The organism is Aestuariivirga sp. (genome assembly GCF_965227715.1).
Lineage (GTDB): Bacteria > Pseudomonadota > Alphaproteobacteria > Rhizobiales > Aestuariivirgaceae > Aestuariivirga.
In genome coordinates this window covers 3,626,288-3,644,837 of the sequence record NZ_OZ245771.1, presented here as the reverse complement: position 1 = coordinate 3,644,837, position 18,550 = coordinate 3,626,288, and the positions used below count along the sequence as shown (strand labels likewise).

At 62.1% G+C, this 18,550-nt stretch carries 4 protein-coding genes; all 4 read right to left on the bottom strand.

The window, feature by feature from the left end:
• Positions 1-26: 26 nt before the first annotated feature.
• Positions 27-12,260, bottom strand: coding sequence for a beta strand repeat-containing protein (locus ACO06F_RS17165; protein ID WP_421693946.1), 12,234 nt, complete (start codon positions 12,258-12,260; stop codon positions 27-29).
• Between the two features lie 229 nt (positions 12,261-12,489).
• Entirely contained in the window at positions 12,490-14,922 is a 2,433-nt protein-coding gene (hrpB, locus tag ACO06F_RS17160; RefSeq protein WP_421693945.1) for an ATP-dependent helicase HrpB, read from the bottom strand.
• A 531-nt stretch (positions 14,923-15,453) separates the two neighbouring features.
• Entirely contained in the window at positions 15,454-15,786 is a 333-nt protein-coding gene (locus ACO06F_RS17155; RefSeq protein WP_421693944.1) for a hypothetical protein, read from the bottom strand.
• A 1,641-nt stretch (positions 15,787-17,427) separates the two neighbouring features.
• Positions 17,428-18,435: a MerR family transcriptional regulator gene (locus ACO06F_RS17150; RefSeq protein ID WP_421693943.1), complete on the bottom strand. Its 1,008-nt coding sequence runs from the start codon at positions 18,433-18,435 to the stop codon at positions 17,428-17,430.
• Positions 18,436-18,550: the final 115 nt, after the last annotated feature.

The window sequence follows — 18,550 nt, the reverse complement described above, 5'->3', positions numbered from 1 at the left end:
GTCCCCATCGCCCGGTCTGCCTTCATCTAGAACCGCCAGTGGAACTCATAGCCGCCGGTTGGAGCGCCGGCCTGGTCGAGGCCCATGAAGACCTCCGAGGAGCCCTTACGGTCATCGAAGTACCAGATGTTCCGGAGCGTGGCGGTGCCGAGATAGTGGCCGGGGGCGGCTTCTCCCTTGACGCTCAGGCGGATTTCCCTGTCCCCTTCGGGATTGATGTGGGCCAGGTCCACGCCAAGGCCAACGCCGCAATACATGTCGTCGTCGTGGCCGAATTCATATTGGCAGAAGGCCCGCGGCGTTACCGCCCAGCTGGTGAGATCTTCAGGGGCCGCCAGATCGCTCAACGGAGAGATTCGGGTTTCGATGCCAAGGCGCGCCAGCCCGACATCCGGAAGATCGAAGGTACCGTTTTCCTTCACCTGGCCCTGCGAAAGGCTGAGGCTGTCCATCCATGGCAGCGCATAGGCCACATCCGCCGTCGCGCGCGGCTCGAAGGCATAGCCTGACCGTTCGAAGCTGCCATTCAATGCCGCACCGAGATAACCGGCCGCATAACGGGACTGGCCTTCAGCGCGGATCGGCAGGTCATTGCCGAACTGCAGGTCGAAGTCCTGGTTCCCGGCGCTGATGGCGGCATAGCCGTCAACAATGGTCTTTTCGCTGATGCGATGGGCACCATAGACGCCGGCGTGAAGGCCGATCCCGGTGATGTCACCCTCATAGTCACCGCTCTCGCCCGGCAGGTCGAAATAGATGCCGGCGAATTCGCCGATCACCGTATCCGGGTTGACGAGGGTTTCGCGCAGCAGCGTGCCCGAAGCGGTGACGGCGGCCGTCTCATCCATGTAGCGCGCATCGAGCTGGGCATCGAAGATGTAGCGGGTGCGCCGCGCGCAGGGCGTGAGATATTTGTGAATGGCCGCGTTGCCGTTGACGGACAGGCCCTGAAGCGTGTTCTCGCCATTGAGATTGCCTGTCAGGTCCCGCTTGCCGGCATCATCGCAGTTTTCCGCGCTGCGCAGACGGTCCGCACCCTGCTTGCTGAAGCCGTTGAAGCGCTCGCTTTCCGTATAGATCATGCCCTGCACATAGTCTGACAAGGCATCGGTGAGCTTGTCGCGCACCTGATCGACCAGCTTCTCCATGCCGACAACCGTCGGCTCATCATTGTCGAAGGCCGTGCCGCTCTCGTCGGACACATGGCCGCCGGTTTCGGTGTCGCCCTTCACCTCCGCCTGGTTCTTGACGAAGCCGCGGCCACGGTCAGCCGAGGTGACCGTGTAGAGGGCGCTGAAGGTAGAGTCGTCCACAGCACCTGGCGCAAGGGATGCGATGGGGCCGCCCTCGACGGTGACGCCGTTCAGGCTGTCCGTCAGGGTGATGTTCTGAAGCGTCACCGTGCCGGTATTCTTCACCGCGAAGTGGAAGATGACCTGCGTGCCGTCCTGGCTCAAGGCGCCGGTCTTCACCACGGCGATGGCGGGGGCTTGGGTGAGCGGGGTTATGGTCGGGTCATTGTCGCCCGCTGCCGTGCCGCTCTCGTCTGAGAGATCCTCCACGGTGCTGCCCTGGGGCTGCTTGCCCGTGGCCTTGGCCTGATTGGTGACGCTGCCGGCATCGATATCCTGCTGGACCAGCGTGTAGCTTGCCGTCCACGTCATGCTCTGGCCGGGGGCGAGATCGCCCGATCCATTGCCGCCGCTCTGATAGGCGGGAATAGGAAGCGTGCCCTTGCCGGTGAAGCTTGCGGCGTCTTCGGTGACGCCGATACTGCTGAGTGTCACGTTTCCGGTGTTGGTGACCACATAAGTATAGTCGATGGTGCTGGCGTTCTGGCTCACGGCCCCGGTTTTGACCACGGCAATGGCGGGGGCCTGGCTCACGGGGGTGACCGTCGGGTCATTGTCGCCCTCCGACGTGCCATTGTCCGCGATCGTTCCGCTCTCATCCGACAGGTCGGACACGGGGCCGCCCGCGGGATCGTTTCCGGTGGCTTTCGCCTGGTTGGTGACGCTGCCTTCATCGATATCCTGCTGGACCAGCGTGTAGCTCGCCGTCCAGATCATGCTGTCACCCGGGGCGAGGCCGCCTGATCCGTTCCCGCCGCTCTGATAGGCGGGAATGGGCAGCGTGCCCTTGCCGCTGAAGTTCGACGCCTCTTCCGTCACCACCACGCTGCTGAGCGTGACGTTGCCGGTGTTGAACACCTTGTAGGTGTATTCGATGGTGGTGGCATCCGGGCTGACCGTTCCCTCTTTCACGATGGCGATCTGAGGGGACTGGCTGACGGGCGTGGTGGTGGGATCATTATCGCCCGCCGCTGTGCCGCTTTCGTCCGAGAGGTCATCGATGGTGCCGTTTGCGGGGTCCTTCGCCGAGGCTTTCGCCTGGTTGGTGACGAGGCCTGCGTCAATATCCTGCTGGACGAGTGTGTAGCTCGCCGTCCACGACATGCTCTCGCCGGGCGCAAGGCCGCCTGAGCCATTGCCGCCGCTCTGATAGGACGGCTGGGGTAGCGTGCCCTTGCCGGTGAAGCTTGAGGCCTCTTCCGTCACCGCCACATCGCTGAGCGTCACATTGCCGGTGTTGGTGACCACGTAAGTGTAATCGATGGTTGCGTGATCCTGGCTGACGGCACCGGTTTTCACCACGGCGAGTGCGGGGGACTGATTGATCGGTGTGGTGGTGGGATCATCGTCTCCTGCCGCCGTGCCGCTTTCGTCCGAGAGATCATCAACGGTGACGCTTGCCGGATCTTTCGCGCTGGCCTTCGCCTGGTTGGTGACGCTTCCGGCATCGATGTCCTGCTGGACGAGCGTGTAGCTTGCGGTCCACGTCATGCTCTGGCCGGGAGCGAGGCCGCCCGCGCCATTGCCGCCGCTTGTGTAGGCGGGAACGGGCAGCGTGCCCTTGCCGGTGAAGCTTGCGGCATCTTCCGTAACCTCGACGCTGCTCAGCGTCACGTTGCCGGTGTTGGTCACCACATAAGTATAATCGATGGTGCTCGCATCCTGGCTGACCTTGCCCGTTTTCACCACGGCGAGTGCCGGGGACTGGCTGATCGGCGTGGTGGTGGGATCATCCTCGCCCGCCGCCGTGCCGCTCTCGTCCGAGAGATCATCGATGGTGGCGCCGGAGGGCTGATGGCCGGAGGCTTTTGCCTGGTTGGTGACGCTGCCTTCATCGATGTCGTCCTGGACCAGCGTATAGCTCGCCGTCCATGTGGCGCTCTGGCCTGGCGCGAGGGCGCCCGAACCATTGCCGCCGCTCTGATAGGCGGGAACGGGCAGCGTGCCCTTGCCGGTGAAGGCCGCAGCCTCTTCCGTGACCGCGACGTTGCTGAGGGTCACGTTGCCGGTGTTGGTGACGACATAGGTGTATTCGATGCGGGTTGCGTCCTGGCTGACGGCTCCGGTCTTCACCACGGCGAGTGCCGGAGACTGGTTCAATGAGGTGGTGGTGGGGTCATTGTCGCCCGCCGCCGTGCCGCTTTCGTCAGACAGATCGTCCACGGTGCCGCTTGCCGGATCTTTCGCGCTTGCCTTCGCCTGGTTGGTGACGTTTCCGGCATCGATGTCCTGCTGGACGAGTGTGTAGCTCGCGCTCCACGTCATGCTCTCGCCCGGCGCGAGGCCGCCCGAGCCGTTGCCGCCGCTTTGATAGGCGGGAACGGGCAGCGTGCCCTTGCCGGTGAAGCTTGACGCCTCCTCGGTGACGGCCACGCTGCTGAGGGTGACGTTGCCGGTGTTGGTCACCAGATAAGTATAGGTGATGGTGCTCTGGTCCTGACTGACCGTTCCCGTCTTCACCACCGCGATGGCGGGTGACTGTAGGATGGAGGTGGTGGTCGGATTATTGTCGCCCGCCGCCGTGCCGCTCTCGTCCGAGAGATCGCCGATGGTGCTGTTTGCCGGGTCCTTCGCCGAGGCCTTCGCCTGGTTGGTGACGTTTCCGGCATCGATGTCCTGCTGGACGAGTGTGTAGCTCGCGCTCCACGTCATGCTCTCGCCCGGCGCGAGGCCGCCCGAGCCGTTGCCGCCGCTTTGATAGGCGGGAACAGGCAGCGTGCCCTTGCCGGTGAAGCTCGCGGCGTCTTCCGTCACATCCACGCTGCTGAGGGTCACATTGCCCGTGTTGGTGACCACATAGCTGTAGCTGATGGCGCTTTGGTCCTGGCTGACTGTTCCCGTCTTGACCACGGCAATCGCCGGCAATTGGGTGACCGCGGTGGTGGTGGGATCATCCTCGCCCGCGGCCGTGCCGCTTTCGTCCGAGAGATCCTCGACCGTGCCGCCCGAAGGCTGCTGGCCCGAGGCCTTCGCCTGGTTGGTGACGAAGCCCGCATCGATATCCTGCTGCACCAGCGCGTAGCTCGCGGTCCATGTCATGCTCTCGCCCGGCGCGAGGCCGCCTGACCCATTGCCGCCGCTCTGATAGGCCGGAACGGGCAGCGTGCCCTTGCCGGTGAAGCTCGAGGCCTGTTCCGTGACCGCGATGTTGTTCAGCGTCACGTTGCCGGTGTTGGTCACCACATAGCTGTAGCCGATGGTGCTCTGGTCCTGGCTCACCACGCCGGTCTTCACCACGGCAATTGCGGGGCCCTGGGAAATGGGTGTCGTTGTGGGGTCATTATCGCCAGAGGTGGTGCCACTCTCGTCCGAGAGATCATCCACGCTGCCGCCGGCGGGATCGGTGGCGGACGCCTTTGCCTGGTTGGTGACGCTGCCCGCATCGATGTCCTGCTGGACCAGCGTGTAGCTCGCGGTCCAGGTCATGCTCTCGCCCGGTGCGAGGCCGCCTGATCCGTCGCCACCGCTCACATAGGCGGGAACCGGCAAGGTGCCCTTGCCGGTGAAGCTTGAGGCCTCTTCCGTGACCGCCACATCCTTAAGGGTCACGTTGCCGGTGTTGGTTACCACGTAAGTATAATCGATGGTGCTTTCGTCCTGGCTCACCGCACCGGTCTTCACGACGGCGATTGCGGGAGACCGGGTGATGGCGGTGGTGGTCGGGTCATTGTCGCCAGACGTGGTGCCGCTCTCGTCCGAAAGATCGTCCACGGTTCCGCTTGCCGGGTCCGTGCCCGTGGCCTTTGCCTGGTTGGTGACGCCGCCCGCGTCGATATCCTGCTGGACCAGCACATAATTCGCGGTCCACGTCATGCTCTGGCCGGGGGCGAGGCCGCCCGATCCATTGCCGCCGCTCACATAGGCCGGAACGGGCAGCGTGCCCTTGCCGGTGAAGCTCGACGCCTCTTCCGTGACGGAGACGCTGCTCAGCGTCACGTTGCCCGTGTTGGTGACGACGTAAGTATAGTCGATGGCGCTCTGGTCCTGGCTGACCGTTCCGGTCTTCACCAGGGCAATGGCAGGTGACTGGGCAAGGGGCGTGCTGGTCGGATCATTGTCGCCCGCCGCCGTGCCGCTTTCATCCGAGAGATCCTCGACCGTGCCGCCCGACGGCTGCTTGCCCGAGGCCTTCGCCTGGTTGGTCACCACGCCAGCATCGATATCCTGCTGGACGAGCGTGTAGCTCGCCGCCCAGGTCGCGCTCTGGCCGGGCGCGAGGCCCCCTGATCCATTGCCGCCACTCACAAAGGCCGGAACGGGGAGCGTGCCCTTGCCGGTGAAGCTGAGCGCCTCCTCCGTCACATTCACGCTGCTGAGAGTCACGTTGCCGGTGTTGGTGACCACGTAAGTATATTCGATGGCGCTCTGATCCTGGCTGACCGCCCCCGTCTTCACCACGGCAAGCGACGGAGATTGCGCCACAGGAGTGGTCGTCGGGTCATTGTCGCCCGCTGCCGTGCCGCTCTCGTCCGAGAGATCAGTGACGCTCGTGTTGGCGGGATCCTTGGCGGAGGCCTTCGCCTGGTTGGTGACACCTCCGGCGTCGATGTCCTGCTGGACCAGCGTGTAGCTTGCGGTCCAGCTCATGCTCTCGCCCGGCGCAAGACCGCCTGTTCCATTGCCGCCGCTCTGATATGCCGGAACGGGCAGCGTGCCCTTGCCGGTGAAGCTTGGCGCCTCTTCCGTCACCGCCACGTTGCTGAGCGTGACGTTGCCGGTGTTGGTGACCACGTAAGTATAGCTGATGGAGCTCTCGTCCTGGCTCACCGTACCGGTCTTCACCACGGCCATCGCAGGCGTTTGGGGGAAGGTGGTTTGCGTCGGGTCGTCGGTGCTGTTGCCGTCCGTGTCATTGCCGTTGTCGGTGACGTCCGTCACGTCATCGCCATAGGGCGGCGTGCCAGCGACGGTGGCCGTGTTGGACAGGCCGCCTGCGTCGATGTCAGCCTGGGTGACGTTATAGGTGGCGGTGAAATCCGCCGACTGGCCCGGCGCGAGCGATGTGGTCGCGTTGCCGTCCGTCTTGAAGTCGCCCGCACCGAAGCCACTGACGGCCGTGGAGCCCTGGCCCAGGCGCGTCAGCGTATCCGACTGGATGGCGACATTGGTGAGCGCCATGGTGCCGGTGTTGGTGACGGTGATCGTATAGGTGATGGCGTTGCCATTGAGGGTCGCAGTCTTGACGCCCTCGATGGCGGCAATGCCGGTGACGCGTGACGTGTCCGAGGCGCAGCTCTTCGATGGCGCACAGTCCGGCCCCGGCACTGGCGGCGAGCTGCCGCCAGTGGAATCCACCGAGGCATAATTGGTCAGCAGCTTGCCGGCTACCGAGAGATCAGGTGTGACCGTGACCGCGATCTCGCTGGTGCCGCCGCCATAAGCGATCGATCCCCCGGCGAAATCGCAGACCACAACGCCGCCGCCGACGCTGCAGCTCCAGTTCTGCCCCGTTGCCGAGACCAGGTTCAAGCCGTCCGGAAGCAGGTCCTGAACCTGGGCCGTGGTTGCGTTGCCAGTTCCGGTGTTGGTGACCTTCAGCGTGTAGGTGCTCTCCACGCCATCACCCAGGGCGGGCGACGGCGGTGATTTCGCAATGGTCAGATCCGGACCTGCGGAAATCCCTGCGGTGTTGGATGCACAATTGGCCGAGGGCGCGCACGAAGGACCGGGCGACGGCGGCGTCGGGCCGCCAGTGGGATCGATCGATGCATAATTGGTCACCGACTGTCCGCCGGTTCCGGCGTCAGGCGTGACCACGACGCTGATCTTCGCGGTGCCGCCGCCCGCGGCAATCGTACCGCCGCTGAACTGGCACGACACCAGCTTGTTGCTCTCCTGACAGGACCAGTTGTTCCCATCCGCGGAGACGAAGGAGAGCCCGGCCGGAAGCTTGTCCGCAATCTGCGCCGTTGTGGCATCCAACGTGCCGGCATTGGTGATGGTGAGGGTGTAGGTGCTGTTCTGGCCCACATTGAGCGCGGGCGAAGGCGCCGATTTCTGAACGGCGAGGATCGCTTCGGGATTGATGGTGTTGGTGAGATCGAATTGCGGTGTCTGGTTCACACCCGCCACGGCTGCGGTGACGAAGTAATTCCCCACCGTGCCATTGGCCGTGGCCACCGCACTTGCGACACCGTTCGCGTTGGTCTTGACCGTGTATTGCGAGAGCGTGGCGGTGGCGCCCGAGCCCGGCACGGTGAAGGTGACGTCCACATTGGGAACCGGGTTGCCGCCGCTGTCCACCACCGTCACGTCCAGCGGCAGGACGAAGGCCGTGTTGATGAGTGCCGACTGCTTGTTACCGCCGCTGGCGGAAATGCCGGCGGGAGCACCATTGGTGTTGGTGAGCGAATAATTGGCCTGGTTGGTGACGCCTGTGACCGAGCCGGTCACGACATAGGTGCCGACCGTTGCGTTGGCCGTCGCCGTGACGGATGCGACGCCCTGGGCGTTGGTGACAGCCGTCAGGGTGGAGAGCGTGGCGCTGGCGCCGCTCTGCGGCACGGTGAACTTGACCACGGCCCCCTGGACCGGAATGTTGAGATTGTCCCGGACCGTGGCCTGCAGGGGCACGCCGAAGGCGGTGTTGATGGGCGTGGACTGGGTGTTGCCGCCGGTCAGCGTGATGCTGGACGGAAGGGGCGAGTTGGTGAGGCTGAAATTGACGAAGGCGCCGGTGCCGATGGACGCCGTGATCGCGAACGAGCCCCGGATGTTGTTGGCCACGATTGCGGGCGCCGTGGCCATGCCGTTCGCGTCCGTGGTGATAATGACCTTGTTCGCGCCGCCGGGGAATTTGGCCGTGGAACCGGCCATTGGCGCGAGGAAGGTGACGGGCGCATTGGGAACCGGGTTCCCGTATGCATCCTTCACCAGCACGATGAGCGGCGTTGCGTAGCTGCTGCCGACGACGGCAAATTGCGGACTGCCCTGAACGATTGAAATGGAAACCGCCGAGCCGGGCCGATTGGTGAGGGTGAAGACGGCGGGCTGGTTGACGCCCGCAACGGCCGCCTGCGCGAAATAGGTGCCCGACTTGGTATTCGCCTTGATGGTGGGTGACGTTGCAAGGCCGGAGGCATCCGTTACCGCCGTCACCGAAATGGCGGCACCGCTGCCGAAGGTTCCCGATGCGCCCGAATTGGGAAGCGTGAAGGTGACGGTGATCCCCGACGCGGCATTGCCGAGCGTATCGGTCACCTTGGTTTGCAGCGCCGACCCGAACACCGTGTTGATGAGGGTCGACTGGGCCGAGCCGCCGATGACGGCGAGAGCCGCCGGAGCGGCGGCGGTGTTGGTCAGCGAGAAATTGACGCTCGGCGAACTGTTGTTGACCTTGGCCGCGACGGACACCGCACCCGTGGCGGTGGTGGCCAGCATGACCGGAGAGGTGGCCTGGCCGTTGCTGTCGGTGATAACGGTTGCAGTGCTGGCAAATTGAACGCTGGCTCCGCTCCCCGGTGGATTGAAGGTGACGGACGCGCCGGGAATGACATTGCCGTAACTGTCCTTGACCACGGCGACGAGCACCGCGGCATAGTCTGACCCCAGCGGAGCGGATTGACCGCTTCCCGAGACGATGGCGATCGACGATGCCGCCCCTGGCGTGTTGGTGAGGGCGAAGGTGGTGGCGATCTGCGTGCCATTGAGCGTCGCCGTGACCTGATAGGACCCCGTGACCGTTCCCGCGCGCGCGGTTGTGCTGGCATAACCGCTGGCGTTGGTGGTGGGCGTGGCGGAGGTCAGGAAGGTGGCCTTGGCGCCGGAGGCGGGGGCGGTGAAGTTGATCTGGTAACCTGACATGGCATTGCCCGCGTCATCAAGGAGGCGGACCTGCAGGTTCGTGCCGAAGTCGGTGTTGACGACGGCGGACTGCGGCGTGCCCGCGGTTACCGTGAGGGTGGGCGTGAAATTGGTGAGGGAGAAGGTTGCAGCTGTGGCGTTGGCCACGCTGGCGGTCACCGAATAGCTGCCGTTCGTTCCATTCGCTGTGGCAGTGACACTGGCCTTGCCGGAGGAATTGGTCTTGGCAGTGGTCTGCGAGAGCACGGCACTGGCGCCGCTGCCCGGCACGGTGAAGGTGACGGTAGCATTGGGCACCGGATTGTTCGAACCGTCCTTCACGGTGACTTCGAGAGCCGTTCCGAATTGCGTGCCGATGATGGTTCTCTGCGTGCCGCCACCAGAGGCCGTGACGGCGGCCGGCTGCAGGTTTGTCAGATTGTAGCTGGCGCTCGTCGGAACGCCGCTGACGGAGGCCGTGACGACATAGCTGCCGGCCGTCCCATTGGCCGTAACGGAGCGCGTCACGACGCCCGATGCATTGGTGCTGAGCGTGGAGGTTGATGCGGAGCTGAACAGGGCAGACGCGCCAGAACCCGGCGCGGTGAAGGTGACCGGGGCGTTGGGAACCACCGTTCCCGAGGAGTCCTTGACGACGGCCTTCAGGTCCGTTGAGAAATTCGTGCTGATGGCCGTGCTCTGTGTGCCGCCGCCCGTGATGGTGATGGTGGCCGGGGCCAGGATCGTGAGCGTGAAGGTCTGGGTTACAGAGCCTGCCGTGGCCGTGACGGTGAAGGTGCCGGCGGTGCAGCTGGCCGTGAGCGCCGTTGCGGTTGCCACGCCCGCATTGCCGTTTGTGCCGGTGTTGACCGTGACGGTGCCCGTGCCATTGGCGAAGGTGCCGCCTGCACCGTTCACCTCATTGACGGTGAATGTGACGGGATAGTTGGTGAGGGGCACACCGTTGACGTCCGTGACGGTGATCCGGAGAGCAGTCGAGAACGCAGTGCATGTTGCCGTCGACTGGTTGTTGCCCGTGGATGAGGAAATGCCCGAGCCCGAGGGCACCAGATTGGTGAGGGCAAACTGTACGGGCGATCCGATGCCGGTAACCGATGCCGCCACATTGAAGGCGCCGGCCGTGCCGTTGGCCTTGATGTTGATCGTTGCGATGCCGCTGGCATTGGTGACCGCCGTTCCGGTGGTCGCGCTGCCGGTGAAGGTTCCGGAGGCGCCGGAGCCGGGCGCGGTGTAGGTGACCGTCATGCCCGGGATCCCTGCCCCCTGCCCGTCCTTGACGATGACGGAGAGTGCTGACGGATAGGTGGTGTTGATGGTGGCCTGCTGGGTTCCGCCGCCGTTGATGGCGATGGAAGCCGGATTGACATTGGTGAGCGCGAAACTGACGGGCGACGGCCCCGGCACCGATGCACTCACGTTGAACGCGCCTGCGGTTGCGTTGGCCTTGATGGTGACAGCGGCAATGCCGCTTGCATCGGTCGTGGCCGTGATCGTGGTCACCGAACCGGTGAAGGTTCCGGACGCACCGGAGCTTGGCGCGGTGAAGGTGACGGTCATGCCCGGAATGCCGGTCCCTGAGCCATCCTTCACAACCACGCTCAGGGGCGTTGCATAGTCCCTGGTGATCGTCGCCTGCTGATTATTGCCGCCATCGATCGCGATGCTGGCAGGGTTGACGTTGGTCAGCGCGAAGCTGGCCGTTGCGCCGTTGCTGGCGAGCGTTGCGGTGGCGTTGAAGGTGCCGGCAGTGCCATTGGCCGTGGCGGTGACGCTGGCGATGCCGGACGCATTGGTGACCGCAGAGCCCGCAGAGAGCGTTGCACTGGCGCCTGAGCCCGGAACCGTGAACTGCACGGTGACCCCGGCCACGCCATTGCCGAAACTGTCCGTCACCTTGGCGGCAAGCGCATTGGCGAAGGGGCGGGTTATGGTCGTGGTCTGCGGGCTTCCGGAATCGATTGCAAGGCTGTTACCGCTGGCGGGAGTGTTGGTCAGCGTGAAGTTGACGGGTGTGCCGCCCAGATAGGTTGCGGTGGCGGTGAAGGTTCCTGTCACCGTGTTGGCAGTGAGCGTGGAGGCGGTGGCGATGCCGCTGGCATTGGTCTGGACCGTGACGGTCCGGGTTCCGTTTGCGAAGGTGCCGCTCGCGCCCGTGGCAGGCGCTGTGAAGCTCACATCGAGATTGGGAACGGTGTTGCCCTGCGCGTCCTTGACGACGACCTGCAAGGCGGTTCCGAAGGCCGTTCCAACCTTGGTCGACTGGGATGAACCCTGGACGACGGCAATGGAGGCCGGTGGGCCGGGCGTGCTGATGACGCCGAAATTGGCATCCTGCGGCAACGGCCCGACCGTCAAATTGGCGGAGACGTTGAAGGGGCCGGCCACGCCGTTGACCGAGAAGGGCGTGGCGGTGGCCAGTCCATTCTCATCCGTCACGGCGGTGATGACTGCCGATCCGCTGAAATTTCCCGAGGGTCCTGATGCCGGCGCGGTGAAGGCCACTTCCTGATAGGCGACCGGGTTGCCATAGCCGTCCGTCACGACCGCCACGAAGAGATCGGGGAGCGTGGTGAGGACCGTGGTCTGCTGGCCGCCCCCCTGGCTCACATCGATCGAGGCCGCATCCCCCGCTGCGTTGATCAACAGAACTTCGGATGTGGCTGTGCCTGCGGTGACAATCACATCATACTGGCCAGCCTTGCGGCTGGCCTTCACGCTGGCCGCGGGGACGGTGGCGAAGCCATCCGCATCCGTCTGGACCGTGATGCTGTTGCCAGCGCCGCCGAACACGGCCGTGGCGGTGGTGGTGGGAAGGCCTGCGGGAGACGTGAAGGTCACTGCGGCATTGGGCAGAGGATTGCCCTCGTCATCCTGAACATAGGCAACGAGATTGAACGGGAAGACCGTGTTGACGGCGGTTGACTGCCCGGAACCATCAACGGGCGTGATGGTCGTCGGCACGCCCGCGGCATGGGCGCCGGTGCTCAGCAGAAACAATCCTGCCAGGATTGCGCCGAACAGAAACCTGATGTAGTCGCCTGGATTGGAACGATCTAACAGATAACGGGCAGCGGCCGATTTCGCAATTTTCAGTTGATTAAACAAGTAGCCATGCCCGTTGCAAGTTGCATTTTTTCGGGTGTTTCTACTTAGCTCGCCGCAATAGGCAAAGTTAATTTTAACCATAAGTTGGCTGTTTCTTCGATCTCCTCAATCCTCAGTAGTGAGTACGTGAAAATACTTGCCAGTGTGGTTTGTATGCGACACATCGCCTCAACCAGAAGTACCTAGCTGCAAGGCGTTGGCACCATCGAATCAGACGGGCCGGTGCGGGCTATCTCAGCCGGCGGGGTTTCACCGGTGCGGCATTGAGCGGGTCTTCCGGCCAGGCGTGTTTGGGGTAGCGGCCGCGCATGTCTGAACGGACGGAGGGGTAGCCATTGGTCCAGAAGGTTTCCAAGGACTGGGTGACGGCCAGGGGGCGGCCGGCGGGGGAGAGGAGTTCGATACGCAGCGGGCTGCGGCCTTCCGCGATGGCGGGGGTGCGGGCGAGGCCGAACATTTCCTGCAAGCGCACGCGCAGCACGGGGTCACCCTCCGTCTCATAATCGATGCGGACATCGGCACCCGAGGGGACTTCGATGCGGATGGGTGCGAGGCGGTCCATCTTGCGGGCGAGATCATGCGGGATCAGGCCTTGCAGGATTTGGTGCATGTCAAGCCTGTCCAGATGGGCCTTGCGGCTGATGCCGGCGAGATAGGGGGAGAGCCACTCTTCCAGCGTGGCGAGAAGGGCCTCATCCGAGAGATCCGGCCAGCCTTCCTCTGGATAAAGGCGGCGGAGGAACAGGACCCGCGCGCGGAGGATTTTGGACCCCTCCGTCCACGGCAGGCAGGCGAGGCCCATCTCGCGGATGCCTTGCGTCATGGCGTCCGCAATCAAACTGGGGTCTGCGGTGGTCGACGGCTTCTCCTCCAGCACCAGCGCGCCGAGGCGGCGGGATTTAGAGGCGCTGACGGATTTGCTGCGGCTGTCCCAGAAGACGCCGTCACGCTGCTCAATCTGCTGCGCGAAATGCTCTTCGATTTCGCTGAGCAACAAGGGTGCGGCGAGGAATATTTTCTGGTCGCCCGAAGCGCCATCGGTGGTGGCGACGGCGAGGAAATCCTGGGTGACCAGCGCATCATGCTCCGGCAGCACGGCGCCGCCACCACCTGAAAGACGGTAGCGCCGGTCACCCCCGCGGCGCTGGGCAATGCGATCCGGAAAGGCCCAGGCGATGAGCGTGCCGGGGCTGACCTCGCTCTCCTCCTGCCCGATTCCTGCGATCTGGCGGATCTGCTTTGCCGTCTGGCGGATGCGGTCCCGCGCGGGGCCGCGGAGTTGCGAAAGACGCGCGGTGATGTCCACGCCTGCATCCCGCGGCAGGCCGTCACGCTCCGAGAGAAGAGCGGCCAGATCGGCGGCAAGGGTGCTGTGGCCCTTCACCACCATATGGGCCAGGCGCGGGTGCAGCGGCAGCTTCACCATCTGCTTTCCCAGGGGGGTGATCTTGCCCTCATCATCAAGCGCTTCGAGGCGCTTCAGCAGGTCCTGCGCCTGGGCGAAGGGTGCTGCAGGCGGCGGGTCCAGCCAGGGAAGCGCTGCGGGATCGGTGACGCCCCAGGCGGCGAGCTCCAGCACCAGGGGTGCGAGATCAGCCACGAAGATTTCCGGTGCATCATGAGGTTTGAGCGCGCGGCTTTCGGCCTCGGGCCACAGGCGGTAGCCGATGCCGGGGCCCAATCGTCCGGCGCGGCCGCGGCGCTGGTCAGCCGAGGCGAGCGAGACGCGGATGGTTTCAAGCGCCGTCATGCCGGTGGCGGGGTCAAAGCGCGGGGCGCGCTTGAAGCCGGTGTCGATGACAGCGCCGATGCCATCAATCGTCAGGCTGGTTTCGGCAATGGTGGTGGCAAGCACGATCTTGCGCTCCCCCGGTGGCGAGGGCCGGATCGCCGCATCCTGCTCGGTGAAACTCATCGCGCCATAGAGGGGGCGGACGAGCGTGCCCTTGGGAAGGCCCGCGGCGGTGAGCGCCACCTCCGTGCGGCGGATTTCCGCTTCGCCGGGGAGGAAGACGAGGATACTCTGCTCCGTCTCATCCAGCGCGCGGTGGACCGCGCGCACCGCATCGGCCGAAATGGTCTGGCGCTGGGCCTTGTCGAGGTAGCGCGTCTCCACGGGGAAGACGCGGCCCGGCGCATCGATGACGGGCGCGTTCCCCAGATGCGCTGCCACACGCGCGGCATCGAGCGTGGCGGACATGACGAGGATTTTCAGATCCTCCCGCAAGCCCCGCTGGATATCGAGGGTCAAGGCCAGTCCAAAATCAGCATCGAGCGAGCGTTCGTGAAATTCGTCGAAGATGACGAGGCCGGTGCCGGTCAACTCCGGGTCCTGCTGGAGCCTGCGGGTGAGGATCCCTTCGGTGACGACCTCGATCCGGGTTTTGGCCGAGACGCGGCGTTCAAGCCGGACGGTGTAACCCACGGTCTGGCCCACCTCCTCCCCCAGCGTTTCCGCCATGCGGTGAGCCGCATTGCGCGCGGCGAGGCGGCGGGGTTCGAGCATGACGATCTTCTTGTTCGCGAGCCAGGGAGCATCGAGAAGCTTCAGCGGCACGCGCGTGGTCTTGCCCGCACCGGGTTCGGCCACGAGCAGTGCCGAGGGGCCGGAGGCCAGCGCTTGGGAGAGCTGCGGGATGATGAGGTCGACGGGGAAGTGCATACAGCTCGCTCACAATGCTCCATCCCCTTTGTGGGGAGGGCTGGGGTGGGGGTGATGCCCAGAGCTTACCTACCACCAGCAACCGCGCGGCACGACCCCCACCCCTGCCGCTCCCCACAAGGAAGCAAGAAACCATACTGTGCCATTCCTCAACATATTGAGCTGGATACCCATTCTCTGCAATTATCCATCCGAAGGTATTCGAAGGTAGTCCATAGGTAACGAAGTACCGATCAATTTCTCGCGGAAAGGTTTGGCGGTCTGACCCACACCGACGAAAATCACCTTTGATTTCCCACACGTATTGTGCACCGCCATTTACTAGAGGGTCTCGGGATCGTACCCGCCGGACCCACCCACCAAAAACAAACACGTTGGTCCTTGTCTGCGCCCCAATAGAAAGCCCCCAGGGACGCTAATGGGATGCGGTAAGAAATGCGAAGGCAGACCCTTCGATCTGCCCTCAGAGTACTATGAGTTAGGACCTGTATAGACCGCATCTCGCCCACTAAGTCTCCACCTCCGAAGACGCTATTGCTCGAAGGGGTCACGCCTCATGGTTCGCTCCGGTATAGTTGCTGGTGCCAAGGGCCACGGCCGTACAGTTGGCGCTGCCATACAGTTGGCGCTGCCATAGAGGACGTTATCGGCCTGATTCGTTTCGGCGATGATGACTTTCGCGTGGATCAACCGACTCTTGCCGAAAGCGCTGAGATCGAAGATTTTTGCGCCCGTCAGCGTGCTCGCAGCTTCGGCACGAAACAGTTCGGTGTTTCTGTCGGTGAGAATCGCGAGCTTCTTCGGAGCGAGCCGGGGGACCAGAGCGCCGAGTGCAGCGAGCTCATCGCCCCAATAGGGGCTCAACACAACAAGCGCTCGACGCGCCTTCCGACGATGATATTTGTGAAACGCGTCCCGATTCCGGCCGCCGAACCACTTCCGCTGGCCGTCAGAAGCGCGTCGTCGGAGCCGTCCACAAGATCAACGTCATCCGCCGCCACGGCCTACCAGTGAAGTCAATTCCAATAATCTTCATCTAAGTAGCGAGCGACGCCTTTGAAAAAGTCCGAGTTTTACCTTTGGGTGGTATATGCATGTTTGGGTGTTGTGCGGATGCTTGACGGACGGGGCTCTCGTCGGTTGTAGTTGGTATCTGTATGCTGCAAACGGTCGCCGTTGGCGTCAGTGGAGACAAGCCGCGCGCCACCTTTGCCATTCTTCGCCAATACAAAGTCGGTATAGATTCACCCCCTCAAACTGTAGTCTGCACTGTCCTCGGTTACCTAGGGAGTCTGCACGAATTGCCAGTAGATTCAGCAGGCGGGTAACCAGGGAGGATTTTGGGACTTTAGCCAATTGCAAATTTCGGCCGCACATCTCACATACTTATCGTTGAGCTGAAGACTTCCAGTTACCCCATCGCCGTAAAATGCCTTGTCATTACAATGCGCAAAAGCGTCATACGCTGTCTCTCCATCTTCAGTCACTCGCTTTACAGCACAAGCTCGAGCGTCCCGGTCGTTAAGAACCCATACCAATCCAACCTTCATTTGACCTAAGTCACTGTCACTACAGTTATCCGCGCGCGCCGAAAGTGGGCATAACATGGCTAGACAAATGAACACAATTGAAGCTCTAATGGATACATTCAGCATCATAATCTCTCCTGTTAAACATCCATCACATCGCTGCTTAGTGACCTTCAACATTGAGGCAACTTAATCAAAGTCTTGAGATCGACGAATTGTCTCTCCGTTAGATCAACATCCGATTTAGTATGCTGTCTCACGGGACATCTCCTCGAAGAGGTACCGTGCCAACAATGCAGTAACGAAGCACTGTCGCCAGCCCAAATCCATGGCAAGTAACACTTAAACTCTGGAAAATCAGTAGACCTTTCTGATTTCATTTCACACTTAGCGTTACCATCGTCTTTCCTGGGATCGTACGGAAACTGGGGGACTGCATCGAACTCAGTTGTTGCCTTTCCACAATCATCGGCACTTACCGACACCGAAGCACCTTTGACTGAGACTTGTTATTTTGGACTAATGAGTACTGTAGAGCCCAGCAGCTGCCTCACGATTCCGAATACACTGAGTCAACCACTTTGCCGAATGCGCAAAGGCCGAGGATGGGCGTAGCCGGACAACAAATCCGACGAAGCGCTCTGTGGAAAGATAGAATTGTCAAGCCCGAACGTCTGAGAACAATACATTAGTTTGCGCTTTGATCAATATTTCGTATTTTGCAGAGTGCGCCACCATAAGTTGATCGCTAGTTGGTGATGAGTTCGATGTTGCCTGTTGTGGCACTGACCAAGCGTGACGACATACCACCTTCGGTCACCAGCGATTCTGATACGCTACAGAAGGTGTTGTCTGCCGGGCGTACCGCCTTCGCGATTTTTGCTGATTCAGTACGCTATATTGCAGGTTTCTGCTGTGCCCTAGAGCACTTCGTCACCCTTGGGCCAAATGTAATTCCATTTGAGTGCAGCTTGGCTCACGTAGCAGTTCCGGGTAATCTCGCGCTTTCCACTAGCTTCAAAAAGCCCTTATGTAATGCGATGAATACATCGGCGTCGAGTTCCGCTCCAGGGTAAGCTTGCGCCAGTTGGAAAACCTCTTCGACGGACATCCCGTTCGCAATGCTTTCAAATATCTTCCACCGTGCTCCACTCGATTGCGTTGGTCGTCTCAGAACTCCCTCAAGCGGCACCCCGGTCTTTCGGAGCTTGGCAGTCGGATCAAAGAAGTATTCAGATCGGAAGCGACGGTAGTCCGAGGCATTGGGAAATCGGCATCTAATCGTTTCCCAATCCTGCTGATTTCGTACGATCTGCTTAGAACATGAGTTCGACTCCATCTTTGACGCAAGATTGAGAAGAGTGATGGTGACAGCTTTCCCCAGCTCTTGAGCTTCCTCAGGTGTGATGCTCGATATTCTCTCGCTTCTGATTAGGACCTGAAACCAATCTGTAAATCGCACAAACATAACCTCGTCTGTTGCGGGCCCTTCAGCAGGGAGATGTAAATTGCGCATTGCGCGCCGGAGGCCGGTCTTATTTGTCGCTCTGGCCGCGGCAAGCCGGAGAGAGGTCGAAGAAGGTCTGGTTTGAAGTCGACTGGTATCTTCAGGTCGATCATCGAGTATGCCAGGCGGAATTGTACCTTCCAACGTGGGAATTAGATGCTCAATATCTTGCATGGATGTCTGACTTAGATGCAAAGCAATCATGTGTAACGTCCACCCGTTCTGGAGCAGTGTCCGAGTTGCGAGAAAGCGGACAAGATTGTCATGATTAAAGATCAACTCTTTTCCGGTGCGCACCATGGGACCGAGCAGTCCCCGTTGAACATAATCTCGGACGAGCCGGATTGTCGGAGCTTCCGCCTCAGGTTGCCCGGTAAGACGCGTCAACTCCCCAACTTTCTTGGCAAGCTCATCGATATTGCCCGTCCACAGACGGAGAGTGCTAGTGATTGGGATCATGACATCAATAGATGTCATTGACATTATATTATGTCAATGACTTTTTGTAGATATCTTGAGACCGCTTCTCACCCTCTAAGTTTGCAGCCCCCCGAAGACGACATTGCTCGATCGGTCTGAGCTACCGTTTGAA

Excerpts from the sequence above, each read along its gene's own strand:
- hrpB (WP_421693945.1), bottom strand. The coding sequence starts at position 14,922 with ATGCACTTCCCCGTCGACCTCATCATCCCGCAGCTCTCCCAAGCGCTG.
- ACO06F_RS17150 (WP_421693943.1), bottom strand. The coding sequence starts at position 18,435 with ATGACATCTATTGATGTCATGATCCCAATCACTAGCACTCTCCGTCTG.